At 35.0% G+C, this 13,406-nt stretch carries 12 protein-coding genes; 8 read left to right on the top strand and 4 right to left on the bottom strand.

All coding sequences use genetic code 11. From position 1 onward, the window contains the following. Positions 1-71 precede the first annotated feature (71 nt). The 6 genes from dxs to spo0A all read left to right on the top strand — a co-directional run bounded on the left by dxs (position 72) and on the right by spo0A (position 7,658). Positions 72-1,964: a 1-deoxy-D-xylulose-5-phosphate synthase gene (dxs, locus tag RCG20_RS04875; RefSeq protein WP_308184290.1), complete on the top strand. Its 1,893-nt coding sequence runs from the start codon at positions 72-74 to the stop codon at positions 1,962-1,964. 3 nt (positions 1,965-1,967) lie between these two features. Beyond that, positions 1,968-2,810 (top strand): TlyA family RNA methyltransferase, encoded by an 843-nt coding sequence (locus tag RCG20_RS04870; RefSeq protein WP_308183120.1) that lies wholly within the window; start codon positions 1,968-1,970, stop codon positions 2,808-2,810. 149 nt (positions 2,811-2,959) lie between these two features. Further along, on the top strand, positions 2,960-3,409 hold the full coding sequence (gene ahrC / locus RCG20_RS04865; protein ID WP_308183119.1) for a transcriptional regulator AhrC/ArgR: 450 nt from the start codon (positions 2,960-2,962) through the stop codon (positions 3,407-3,409). Between the two features lie 16 nt (positions 3,410-3,425). After that, complete coding sequence (gene recN / locus RCG20_RS04860; RefSeq protein WP_308183118.1) at positions 3,426-5,150, top strand: DNA repair protein RecN; 1,725 nt, start codon at positions 3,426-3,428, stop codon at positions 5,148-5,150. A gap of 138 nt (positions 5,151-5,288) precedes the next feature. After that, on the top strand, positions 5,289-6,587 hold the full coding sequence (gene spoIVB, locus RCG20_RS04855; protein ID WP_374120510.1) for a SpoIVB peptidase: 1,299 nt from the start codon (positions 5,289-5,291) through the stop codon (positions 6,585-6,587). Between the two features lie 279 nt (positions 6,588-6,866). Then, on the top strand, positions 6,867-7,658 hold the full coding sequence (gene spo0A, locus RCG20_RS04850) for a sporulation transcription factor Spo0A (RefSeq protein WP_308183116.1): 792 nt from the start codon (positions 6,867-6,869) through the stop codon (positions 7,656-7,658). Between the two features lie 210 nt (positions 7,659-7,868). Here the strand turns inward: spo0A and RCG20_RS04845 are convergent, their stop codons facing one another. The 3 genes from RCG20_RS04845 to RCG20_RS04835 form a co-directional block, all read right to left on the bottom strand. Continuing rightward, positions 7,869-8,705 (bottom strand): CsxC family protein, encoded by an 837-nt coding sequence (locus tag RCG20_RS04845; protein ID WP_308183115.1) that lies wholly within the window; start codon positions 8,703-8,705, stop codon positions 7,869-7,871. A 243-nt stretch (positions 8,706-8,948) separates the two neighbouring features. After that, a complete protein-coding gene (locus RCG20_RS04840; protein ID WP_308183114.1) occupies positions 8,949-9,560 on the bottom strand; it encodes a hypothetical protein in 612 nt (203 codons plus the stop codon). A gap of 266 nt (positions 9,561-9,826) precedes the next feature. Beyond that, positions 9,827-10,009: a YycC family protein gene (locus RCG20_RS04835; RefSeq protein WP_308183113.1), complete on the bottom strand. Its 183-nt coding sequence runs from the start codon at positions 10,007-10,009 to the stop codon at positions 9,827-9,829. Positions 10,010-10,045: 36 nt separating this feature from the next. Here RCG20_RS04835 and RCG20_RS04830 point away from each other — a divergent pair, with 36 nt between their 5' ends. Continuing rightward, entirely contained in the window at positions 10,046-10,774 is a 729-nt protein-coding gene (locus RCG20_RS04830) for a glycerophosphodiester phosphodiesterase (protein ID WP_308183112.1), read from the top strand. A gap of 7 nt (positions 10,775-10,781) precedes the next feature. Here RCG20_RS04830 and RCG20_RS04825 read toward each other — a convergent pair whose 3' ends face one another. After that, positions 10,782-11,021: a DUF2627 domain-containing protein gene (locus RCG20_RS04825; protein ID WP_308183111.1), complete on the bottom strand. Its 240-nt coding sequence runs from the start codon at positions 11,019-11,021 to the stop codon at positions 10,782-10,784. Between the two features lie 203 nt (positions 11,022-11,224). Between RCG20_RS04825 and RCG20_RS04820 the strand changes: the two genes are divergently transcribed. Then, positions 11,225-13,297: a sigma-54-dependent Fis family transcriptional regulator gene (locus tag RCG20_RS04820; protein WP_308183110.1), complete on the top strand. Its 2,073-nt coding sequence runs from the start codon at positions 11,225-11,227 to the stop codon at positions 13,295-13,297. Positions 13,298-13,406: the final 109 nt, after the last annotated feature.

Below are 13,406 nucleotides of genomic sequence, written 5' to 3'. Positions count from 1 at the left end.
GAATTTACAATTATAGGAGATTTCTCCATGGGAATTTAGAGAGAAAAAGTATGAAAGTGAGTGGTCCAAAAATGGATCTGTTATCAATAAAAAATCCTTCTTTTTTAAAAGGGCTGACAAATAAGGAATTGGAGAACGTAAGTAAAGAAATTCGCCAATTTTTAATTGAAAAGCTATCTGTTACCGGAGGCCATATTGGACCAAATTTAGGAATAGTTGAATTGACCATTGCGTTGCATAAATGTTTTGATAGTCCTCGGGATAAATTTATCTGGGATGTAGGGCATCAATCCTATGTCCATAAAATTTTAACGGGCAGAGCCAGTGAATTTGATACCTTACGTCAATTTAAAGGGTTATGCGGGTTTCCTAAACGCACGGAAAGCGAGCATGATGTATGGGAAACAGGTCATAGCTCCACTTCCTTATCTGCAGCGATGGGAATGGCAATTGCTAGGGATTTAAAAAAGGAAAGTTCTTTCATTGTGCCTATTATTGGTGATGGCGCTTTAACAGGTGGAATGGCTTTGGAGGCTTTGAATCATATTGGTCATGAAAAAAAAGATATGATTGTTGTTTTAAATGATAATGAAATGTCAATTGCACCCAATGTTGGTGCCCTTCACAATGTTCTTGGAAGGCTTAGAACTGCTGGGAAATACCAATGGGCAAAAGATGAGCTTGAAGTTTTATTGAAGAAGATTCCAGCTGTTGGAGGAGTAGTAGCTGCTACAGCGGAAAGAATAAAGGATAGTTTGAAATATTTGCTTGTATCAGGTGTGTTTTTTGAAGAATTAGGATTTACTTATTTAGGTCCTGTGGATGGTCACAATTTTGAGGCTCTTTTTGAACAATTGAGCTATGCAAAGAAAACGGAGGGTCCCGTCCTTCTTCATGTCATTACGAAAAAAGGAAAAGGGTATCGTCCAGCAGAAAGTGATAAAACAGGTACATGGCATGGAACAGGTCCATATAAAATGGACACGGGTGTTTTTGTCAAACCAGCAATTGCACCGCCTGCATGGAGTAGTCTTGTTAGCGAAACGGTAAGGAAACTTGCGCGACAAGATGATAGAATTGTTGCAATAACACCTGCAATGCCAGTTGGTTCTAAACTTGAAGGGTTCGCAAGTGAATTTCCTGAAAGAATGTATGATGTTGGTATCGCAGAACAGCATGCGGCAACAATGGCTGCTGGCCTCGCAACACAAAATATGAAGCCATTTTTGGCTATCTATTCAACTTTTCTGCAAAGGGCATATGACCAGGTGGTTCATGATATTTGCCGTCAAAATTTAAATGTGTTTATTGGAATTGACCGGGCCGGTTTGGTTGGTGCAGATGGTGAGACACATCAAGGCGTCTTTGATATAGCTTTTTTAAGGCATATTCCAAATCTTGTTTTGATGATGCCAAAGGATGAAAATGAAGGGCAACATATGGTTTACACAGCGTTAAATTACGAGGATGGTCCGATTGCAATGCGATTTCCGCGCGGGAATGGTATTGGAGTACCGATGGATGAAAAATTTCGGAACATTTCGATTGGAACATGGGAAGTCTTAAAAGAAGGTAGAGACGCAGCGATTTTGACTTTTGGCACGACCATTCCAATGGCAATGGAAGCTGCGAATCTTTTGGAAAAACAAGGGATTTCAGTGAAGATAATTAATGCTAGGTTTATAAAACCGTTAGATGAAACAATGCTAACAAAAGTATTACAAGACAATATTCCTATTTTGACAATTGAAGAAGCCGTCTTGCAGGGCGGTTTTGGTAGTGCCGTCCTCGAATTTGCTCATAGTAATGGGTTTTACCAGAATATAATTGATCGGATGGGTATCCCAGACCAGTTTATTGAACACGGTGATGTAGATTTACTACTTGAAGAAATAGGTTTAACAACAAATGAAGTTGTAAAACGATTAATGATACTTGCATGTAAAAAACAGCAAAGGGCTTAAATTATGAAAATGAGAAAAGAACGTGTAGATGTTTTACTTGTTGAAAGAGGATTAATTGAAACGCGAGAAAAAGCAAAACGGGCAGTTATGGCGGGTCTTGTTTATACCAATGAGCAAAGACTTGATAAACCGGGTGAAAAGGTAAGTGAAGAAATTCCGCTTACCATCAAGGGAAATGTCCTTCCTTACGTTAGCCGAGGGGGCTTGAAACTTGAAAAAGCTCTAAAAGTATTTAATCTTGATGTTAAAGATAAAGTACACTTAGATATTGGGGCATCGACTGGTGGATTTACTGATTGTTCTTTGCAAAACGGTGCAAAAATGTCCTATGCATTAGATGTTGGGTATAATCAGCTAGCATGGAAGCTACGTCAAGACGAGCGAGTGGTCGTAATGGAAAGAACAAATTTCCGTTATGTGACCATAAAAGACCTCTCGGGCGAAATGCCAAATTTTGCAACAATCGATGTTTCCTTTATTTCCTTATCTTTAATTCTCCCTGTGCTTAAAACTTTATTAGTTGTAGGCAGTGATATAGTAGCACTTGTTAAGCCACAATTCGAGGCGGGTCGAGAACAAGTTGGGAAAAAAGGAATTATACGTGATAAAAAAATTCATCTTGAAGTCATCATAAAAATTATTAACCTTTCTGTAAATCAAGGATATCTTGTTAAGGATCTTTCTTATTCGCCAATAACTGGTGGTGATGGAAACATTGAGTTCCTTCTACACCTCCGCTGGGAGGGTGATCGTGAAATCGGAGAAAATCAACTTAGCTATAGCCCTGAATCGATCGTAGAAGAATCCCATAGGGAATTAAAAAATAACCATAATTCAGAAGGATAAGCAGACATGCTTATCCTTTTGCAATTTTAATAATAATGAAACATAATAATAAATGTACAAGAACGACAAAATCAGCTAACATTAGGGTAGAAGCGACATGTAGTTCATTTGCATACATATGTTTTTTGAACACTTATGAGGTGAAAGTAATGAATAAAGGGCAACGACATATAAAAATTAGAGACATAATAGCGAGTAATGATATTGAAACGCAGGACGATCTTGTTGACGAGCTGAAAAATGCGGGTTTTAATGTAACACAAGCGACTGTATCACGTGATATTAAGGAGTTACATCTTGTCAAAGTTCCTTTAATGGATGGGCGATACAAGTACAGCCTTCCAGCTGATCAAAGATTCAATCCTTTACAGAAACTAAAAAGAGCATTAATAGATGCTTTTGTCAGGGTTGATTCAGCTGGGCATCTGTTGGTCATAAAATGCTTGCCTGGAAATGCAATGGCGATTGGAGCATTGATTGATAACTTGGATTGGGATGAAATTTTAGGGACGATTTGTGGGGATGATACCATCTTAATTATTTGTAGAAAACCAGAAGATACGGAAGTTATTTCAAATCGTTTTCTTGAAATGCTTTAACCTGGGGGAATGAATCTTGTTAAGTGAACTATCCATAAAAAACTTTGCGATTATTGAAGCACTTATAATCTCATTTGAAAAGGGCCTAACTGTCCTGTCAGGTGAGACTGGGGCCGGAAAATCGATTATTATTGATGCAATCCATTTACTAGTAGGTGGGAGAGGTTCAGCAGAATTTGTCCGTCATGGTGAGGAGAAAGCTGAGATTGAAGGGCTATTTCAATTAGATGATATCCATCATCCATGTTTCTCAAAAGCCTTGGAATTTGGGATAGAAATTGAGGATGGAATGGTTGTAATAAGACGAGACATTTCCAGAATAGGTAAAAGTGTTTGTCGGATAAATGGAAAGCTTGTTACAATTTCAACACTTCGTGAAATTGGCTCTACACTTATGGATATTCATGGTCAACATGAACATCAGGAATTAATGGATGAGACGCATCATTTATCAATGTTAGATCAATTTGGTATTAATGAAATTGCGTCATCGTTACAGGAATATCAAACAATCTTCCATCGTTATGAACAAACCTTACATAAGCTTAAACATTTAACGGAAAATGATCAACAGACAGCGCATCGCCTCGATTTAATTCAGTTTCAATTTGAAGAAATTCAAACTGCAAATTTAAAATTAAATGAAGATGAGGAGCTTATTGAAGAAAAGCGAAAACTAAGTAATTTCGAAAGAATTTTTGAAGCTATCCAATCGAGTTATCGTGGTCTTCAAGGAGAGCAAAAAGGGTTGGACTGGATAAGCCTAGTTATGGGAAATCTAGAGGATGCAGCAGCTCTAGATTCAGCATACAAAGACGTTTTTGAGGTGGTTTCAAATAGCTTCTATATGCTAGAGGATGCGACAAGGTTATTGAGAAATGATTTGGACCTTCTTGAAAATGACCCGCATCGGTTAAATGAAATTGAGGAAAGATTAACCGAAATCAATCAATTAAAACGAAAATATGGCCATACTATTGCGGAAATAGTAGAATATGCTGCAAAAATTGAAGAGGAAATTGAAACATTACAAAATAAAGAAACACATATAGATCAATTTGAAAAAGAATTGTCATCTTTAAGAAAAGATTTAAATCTGGAAGCAAGGCAATTAACTGATGTTCGAAAAAAATGGGCTGAAAAACTAACAAAGCTGATTCACAATGAATTAAAGGAACTGTATATGGCAAAAACAGTGTTTCAAATTAGCTTTGAGCCTATTGGGCATTTTACTAAAAACGGCAATGATAAAGTGGAATTTTATATTTCAACAAATCCAGGCGAGCCTTTAAAGCCACTTTCAAAAATAGCTTCTGGTGGTGAATTATCGAGAATCATGCTTGCATTAAAAAGTATTTTCTCAAAACATCAGGGAGTAACATCCATTATTTTTGACGAGGTAGATACGGGTGTTAGCGGTAGGGTTGCGCAGGCGATTGCTGAAAAAATTTATAAGGTTGCAACCAATTCACAGGTGCTTTGTATTTCTCATTTACCTCAGGTTGCAGCAATGGGAGATACACATCTGCTAATATCCAAAGTAACAAAAGGTGGGAGGACAAAAGCTTCTGTAACCTCATTAACAGAAATAGAAAAAATCGGGGAAATTGGAAGAATGATTTCAGGTGTTGAAATCACTGATTTAACCAAAAAACATGCGGAAGAATTACTGCAGCTAGCCAAAGAAAATAAAGAAAAATCGTCGATTAGCAAGCCCTTTAAGGCAAAGACAGAGGCATAATTGAACTAAAAAAATTTAAAAACTTGAAAAGCTATCCATTCCGGGTAGCTTTTTATATTTTATAGTTGTTATAAATGACTGCTATCGAGGCAAAATTATATATGTAGCCATTTCAATGTTGGAGTAGAAGCGAGGAGAGTGAAAATTTTGAAGTTAGAAATGTTAAGAAAAATAATTGGTGGAATTCTCCTTGTTTCATTAACTAGCTTAATTTTTTTTCAACCCTTACAAGAATACCTTGCTATTCCCAAGTCTGTCACCATTTTTAATGGACAAGATTATACATTACAAAAGGCTGTTCCGGTTTCAGCCTCATTACTATATCACAATAAAAGTGTTTCTTTAAAACAAGAACAACATTCTGTTTCATTAGCAGCAAAAAAACAAGGCCAAAATGAAATGCTGTTGGAATATGCCGGGATACCGGTAAAAAAGGTCGATGTACATGTTCTTAAGGATTTTAAAGTGATTCCAGGCGGACAATCAATTGGCGTAAAATTAAACACAGTAGGAGTATTGGTTGTTGGACATCACTTGGTCGATACAAAGGAAGGAAAAAAATCTCCTGGTCAAATTGCAGGGATAAAAATTGGTGATATTATTACTGAAATTAATGATACGAAAATTGAAGAAATGTCTGATGTAGCGCCGTTTGTTCAAACTGCAGGACAAAATAAAGAAGCATTAAGAATAAAGATTAGCCGTGAAAGTGGTAAAATTATGACTAAACTTACTCCCTTGAAGGACAAAGGAGAAGATGTTTATAAGCTTGGTCTATATATAAGGGATTCTGCAGCAGGAATTGGAACGATGACATTTGTACATCCAGAGTCCAAAAAGTATGGTGCTCTTGGGCATGTTATTTCTGATATGGATACTAAAATGCCAATTGTTGTAGAAGATGGGCAAATTGTTCGTTCCACGGTTACTTCTATAGAGAAAGGAAGCAACGGGGATCCTGGAGAGAAACTTGCTCGTTTTTCGTCAGATCATGAAATTGTTGGAAATATCCAAAAAAATAGCCCATTTGGGATCTTTGGTAAATTAAAAATAGATCTTAAGAATGGATTGATGGATAAGCCACTACCAATTGCACTGTCAAGCCAAGTTAAGGAAGGACCCGCAAAAATATTGACAGTTGTTGATAGTGATAAGGTTGAGGCGTTCGATATAGAAATCGTTAGTACGATACCACAAAAATTCCCGGCAACCAAAGGTATGGTTATAAAGGTTACCGATCCAAAACTACTACAAAAAACGGGTGGAATTGTTCAGGGCATGAGTGGTAGTCCAATTATTCAAAATGGAAAGTTAATTGGTGCTGTGACGCATGTTTTTGTTAACGATCCAACATCCGGTTATGGAGTTCATATTGAATGGATGTTAGATGAAGCAGGGATAGATATTTACGATAAGCCAAAAGAGAAAGCAAGCTAAAAAAAGTGCGGGTGTTTAAAGCTCTTTAGCAAACAAAATGGGCGATATTCGCCTATTTTGTTTGCTTTGAATAAAGATTTTTCGACAAATTCTAATCAAAAATATAGAATACGGCGAATTTCGTCGAAAGAAGGAGAAAATAGAAGTAAATTAAGGATTTTGTGATATATTTGAGACAAATTAAAAAATTAAAAGGAATTTCTGTTGCATTGTCGAATTTGTAATTTAGAATAGAAAATAGAGATTATATCGAAAAGGGAATTAAGGAGGAAACTTAAGTTGAATAAAATAAAAGTATGTATCGTAGATGATAACAGAGAACTTGTCAGTTTATTAGGAGATTATATTTCATCCCAGGATGATATGGAAATAGCCGGGATTGCTCATAATGGTCAAGAATGTTTGGAGATGCTAGAGGAAGTTGATCCTGATGTACTTGTATTAGATATTATAATGCCACATCTTGATGGCTTAGCAGTACTTGAAAGACTACGTGAATTAAATAAACCTTCGCTTCCGAATGTTATTATGCTGACTGCTTTTGGACAGGAAGATGTGACAAAAAAAGCTGTAGATCTTGGAGCATCCTATTTTATTCTTAAACCGTTTGATATGGAAGACCTCTGTAGCCATATCCGCCAAGTAAGCAGTAAAGGTAGTGCTGTAACGCGGAAAGCTTTTTCACAAAGCTATCGTCCACAAATAGACCAAAAACCGAAGAACCTTGACGCTTGTATTACAAACATTATCCACGAAATTGGAGTTCCTGCACATATCAAAGGTTATTTATATTTACGGGAAGCCATTTCAATGGTCTATAATGACATTGAATTACTAGGTTCAATTACAAAAGTGCTATATCCTGATATAGCAAAAAAATACAACACAACTGCAAGCCGTGTTGAACGTGCAATCCGCCATGCAATTGAAGTGGCATGGAGCCGTGGTAATATCGATTCGATTTCGTCACTATTCGGCTATACGGTAAGCATGTCGAAAGCAAAGCCAACAAATAGTGAATTTATTGCGATGGTTGCCGATAAACTTCGGCTTGAACACAGGGCTTCTTAAAATAGAAGCAAAAGATTAATCAATAGATCATTAAATTTTCTATCCTTATTCGAAATTATTTATATTAATAAGATAATTCTCACTTACCCAATAAATTATTTGTTTATTGGGTTTTTATGTTAAATGATTTTTGGCTCATCTGTGTATGAAAACTGATTCACACTCCATAAAGCTAAAATGAGCCAAAAATCACAGGGTTATTTTAACTAATTAATTAAAAAAACAATCATTGTCAAAATTGTATTCATGTTCATCTTTCTTAGTGTTCATTTCAGGAGCCCTCATATGAACTTGTTGATTTTGAAGTACTTTCAATGTGATTTCTATTACCATTTTTTCTTCTACTTCAGTAAAAGTTCCTTCTTCAAAAGGAGCATTAATCATTTGTCCAGAGTCTCCTCTGACATTTCCCATTTTCCTATTTAATGCTTCATCATATTCAATGATTTTACTTGAAAGTAATTCGCAAAACGGAAGTTCGTTAAATACTTCTTCACTAATTTGGTTATGTTCTGAAAAATCTCCAGAAAGTAAATTTTCCTTTGAAGGAAATCCCTGTGGTAGTGGTACAGAATTAAAAAATTTGAATTCACTTGTTTGTGGATTAGATTTAAAGTCAGGTCTGCCCAAGAAATCTAATCTAGTGACAACTTGGAATGGGACATCTATGGTTAATGAGTGAATATTGGAAGTGACAAAGTCATGGTCGCCTGCTACAGGTGTTGCATATTGAATGTTTTTTCGAATAAATCCTTTTAAGAACAATTTATTAGTTGGCAATAATAAACGGCATTGTACTATTTTGAGGTTCTTTTTAATTTGTTTAATTTCTAAAACTGGTTCTGGGAATACAATAGTGGAGTCGAGATCGATTTGAACGGTTGTTTCTCCCAAAACAACTGGAACTTTCATAAAAGGAAATGCATTGATTACATGAGGTTTTTTGGGTGTGTTAGGAACTTCCTGTTGAACTGATGAAGAAACAATTCTTTTTTTAGGTGAACAACTTCCATCTCTTTGATTCGGATTTGGTCCAATGAATGACATTCTATATTCTCCCTTTCATATTGATTTCCTTTCCAGTATATGACTATAAATCTGCTGCGTTTGGACGAACTCCTTAGTTCAAAAGCCCTTTATTTTAAGTTTCTTTAGATTTTATTTGAAAAAACTCTGTTAAACTTGTCCGTTGATTTCCACTCCGATCAACATAATGACAATATCAACAAGGAGCTTAATATAATGCTAAAAAAAGAAAAGATCCAAAATGGTTATGGATCTTTTCTACATTCATTTAATGTGCAATACTTGATTTTGAAAGAGACGGAAAAAAACTTCGCAGTTTATATTTAAAAAGAGATACGAAAACTTATTGGTTATAATATCTTTTGATGTAACAATTTTAGTTGAAACGATTTCTAAAACCGGCTTGTCATTATTATAAATTATTTGTTCATAATGTTCATTTGAAGTATCGTCAGGATGTTGTTGTGTAAATTCATAGTGTTTTTTTTTATTACTTAGAGGAACAATAGGCGGATAATTATATTCTAAATTACATGTCTTTTTCCATGGAATCGTAATCGTTTGACTATATACCCTTGGATCGGTAATCTTCGTATAGATAATTTCCGCGATGAGATTGCTAGAAAGCCAAAGTTTTTTGGCATTAATATTTATCTGATAGTCAACTGGTGATGTTGACCAGTTAATATCCTGTACTTCGTTAATTCTAGGGTTCATTTTAATTTTTTTACTTATATCGAATTCAAACATTGAATTTGCAATTTCAACCAAAACTTTTATGGATTGAGGGGAAGATAGGGTATTTTGTTCTGCTTTAAATGAAAATGGAGAATTTTTCAAATGAGAGTCATTAGGAAAACTACCCTGGAAGTTCATATCTTCCCCCCCTTTTACCAATTAGTCCCGTTCATTTTAAAACTATGATACAAATCATATATCTAATACATATTAAATCCTATTATTTAACCAATTGAAAAAGCAGCCATTTTAAAGGGCTGCTTAAAAAAGAAAGGGATAAAAATCTATACACAGGTAAAATTGTTATTATTTTTTAGCTAATAGTAAAGTTTAACTTAGCTAATGCATTAAAGGATGTTTCGAGCGCTTTATTATTAATCAAGATTTAAATCGCATAAGTGCAACTACGCCTCTGTCATCGCCCTAAGAGGCTCTCCAATCGGCGAGTTTTCTTTATCATTTTTCTCAAGTTCTTGCAATTTTTGAATAAGAATAGGTTGTGGCATATGCATGATATGTTCAATTGGCATGTTTAGTTTTTCAGATAATTTACTAGCTGTTTCTGCTGAAATATGTAACGGTTTCATTATTATTCCTCCAAATAATTAATAGGAAGTGAAAAAATGACACAAATTTTTGCGCACCGCGGATATTCTTTAGCTTTTCCTGAAAATACAATGACTTCATTCTTAGAAGCAGAAAAGGTAGGAGCAGATGGGATTGAACTTGATGTTCAATTAACAAAAGATGGTGAGATAGTAGTAATCCATGATGAAAAAGTGGACCGAACTACAAGTGGTACTGGATTTGTAAAAGATTTTACATTTAAAGAAATCCGAAATCTTAATGCAAATAAAATAGGTGCAAAAAAGGAACCTATTCCATCATTAATTGAAGTTTTTGAATGGATGAAATCAAATAATCTAATATGTAATATTGAGCTAAAAAATGGGAAGATCCCATATAAAGGAATGGAAGAAAAAATTATTCAACTTATTCGTACCTATCAATTATCTGATCGAATTATTTTATCTTCTTTCAATCATTATAGCATTGTTTATAGCTACCGACTCGCACCAGAAATTGAAACTGCTCCATTATATTCAGAAGGCCTTTATATGCCCTGGATTTATGCTCAATCCATTTGTTCTAAGGGGATTCATCCAAATGTTGCTACATTGACAGATGCAATGATAAAAACTTCTATGCAATATGGGATATCAGTGCGACCATATACAGTAAACAAAATTGAAGACATGGAGCGCCTTTTTAAAATTAATTGTTCGGCTATCATTACTGATGATCCTATTAAAGCACTAAAAATTAAATCGAAAATTGAAAAGAGACTGTAATGGTCTCTTATTTTTTTTCCGAAAATTTTGATTGAACTTTATTTTTTTTTCGATCATGGTGCAAAATAAACCCAGCAACAAAACCAAGGCCTCCAATAAAAAAGAAAATTCCGATTAGAAATTGCAGCCATAGGAAAGGAATCGGTGACTGAAGGATACCAAAAGTCATATCGCGCATTAATTTGATTCCGAGGGCTGCTAAAAATCCAGGAATTAATAAAATGATTAAAGCAATAATACGTTTCATAATAAATCCTTTCCAATGAACATTATTCGAGAAACACCTCTCTCACGAAAATAATAGTATATAGATAAAATTTGTCAAGGAGGGTAAATAGAGATAAAATAAAAAATAAAAAATTAATAATGAAAAAACTTGCATGTTACTAAATAGGTCATATGAAATTATTTTCTAAAAAATAGGATTGATGGAGATGGAGGGGCAAGTAAATGCAAAATGTAATGATTGTTGGAGCTGGAAAAGGCGGAACAGCAATCTTAAAAATTTTATTAGAAACAGATATGCTAAATGTTGAAGCAGTAATTGACCGACATCGCGATGCTCCTGGGATATTACTAGCCCAAAAAGAAGGAATTAAAACCAGCACAAATTGGCTTCCTATCCTTTTAGAGAATATTGATATTGTGATCGAAGTAACCGGTGATGATTCAGTCTTTCAAGAATTGCGAAATATAAAAAATAAAAACACTGTGTTGATTCCAGGAAGCGTGGCATACCTTATTTCGAGACTTATGGAAGAAAAGGAAGAGCTAATCAAAAAGCATCAAAATGAATCTTATCAACATGACCTCATCTTTAATTCGATAAACGATGGAATGGTTGTTATAGATCAAAATGGAATGATCATTCTATTTAACCGAAGAGCAGAAGAAATGATGGATGTTACAAAAGAGGTAGCTGTTGGCAAGCATGTTTCAAAAGTGATTAATGATAGTCGCCTTCCCCATATTCTTGAAACAAGAAGAATTGAGACAAACCAGGAAATGTTATTGGAAAATGGGCGAAAAATTATTACAACTCGTATTCCTATTATTGAGGAAAATGGAACACTAATTGGGGCTTTTGCTGTTTTTAAAGATATAACAGAAGTAGTAAACCTTGCGGAAGAAATCACAGACATGAAGGAAATACAAACAATGCTACAGGCAATCATTCAATCTAGTGATGATGCCATTTCAGTTGTAAATGAGAGTGGACAAGGAATCCTAATTAATCCTGCATATACTCGGATTACAGGGCTTACCCAAGAACAGGTTATTGGAAAGCCAGCTACTGCAGACATCTCTGAAGGCGAAAGTATGCATATGAAAGTCCTTCAAACAAGAAGAGCCGTTCGTGGAGTAGCAATGAGAGTAGGTCCGATTGAAAGGGAAGTAATCGTTAATGTTGCCCCGATCATAGTTAAGGGAATATTAAAGGGTAGTGTTGGTGTTATTCATGACATGTCAGAAATAAAATCGTTAAGTAGGGAATTAAATCGGGCCAGGCAAATAATTAGGACACTTGAAGCAAAATATACCTTTCTTGATATTATTGGAACGTCTGAAGAAATGGTACTTGCGATTGAGCAAGCAAAGTTGGGGGCAAAAACACCGGCTACTGTATTACTCCGAGGTGAGTCTGGTACTGGTAAAGAATTATTTGCCCATGCAATACATAATGAAAGCGATCGGAAATACAATAAATTCATTCGAGTCAATTGTGCAGCCATTTCTGAAACGTTATTGGAAAGTGAATTATTCGGATATGAAGAAGGAGCATTTTCCGGTGCACGAAGAGGTGGGAAAACTGGATTGTTTGAAGAGGCTAATAACGGAAGTATTTTCCTCGATGAAATAGGTGAACTATCAGCAAATACCCAAGCGAAATTTTTACGAGTACTTCAGGAACGTGAAGTTCTCCGTGTCGGCGGGACAAAACCTGTGCCGATTAATGTAAGAGTTATTACTGCAACAAATGTTAATCTTGAAAAGGGAATTGCAAATGGGTCATTTAGGGAAGACTTATATTATCGTTTAAATCGGATGCCTATCCATATCCCTCCATTAAGAAATAGAAAAGAAGAAATTCCTATATTATGTGAGAGGCTCATTCAAAAAATTAATAGAGATTATGGTCGTAATGTTGAAAGTGTCACAGAAGCAGCTATGATTCAATTGATGGAATATGATTGGCCGGGAAATGTAAGGGAACTGGAAAATATTTTAGGCAGAGCTATTATTTTTATGAATTACTATGAAACCGCAATTGACATTCAACACCTTCCGGAGTTAAAAAATGTAAAAAACAATAGAGAATTAACTCCGTCAGGAATTGAAATACAGCCACAGGGAAAATCTTTATCAGAAATGCTTGAACAATTTGAAGGGAAAATTATCCAACAAACTCTCAATCGCTTAAATGGTAATAAAACACTTACAGCGAAAACCCTTGGATTGTCTGTAAGGAATTTGTATTATAAACTTGAAAAACTCAATCTTGAAATTAATAGCACGCAATAAATTTCATATAGTGCAATTTATTGCGCATTCACTATGAAGCAAATAAAGCGTTTACAATGATTTCGTGTTGGCACGATTATTGCATTATATATTATTGGAAGTTGATAAT

Origin of the sequence: Neobacillus sp. PS3-40, assembly GCF_030915485.1 — a bacterium.
In the GTDB taxonomy this organism is placed as follows: Bacteria; Bacillota; Bacilli; order Bacillales; family Cytobacillaceae; genus JAUZPL01.
The sequence above is the reverse complement of the archived record's forward strand: the minus strand, read 5'-3'. Positions and strand labels throughout refer to the sequence as shown.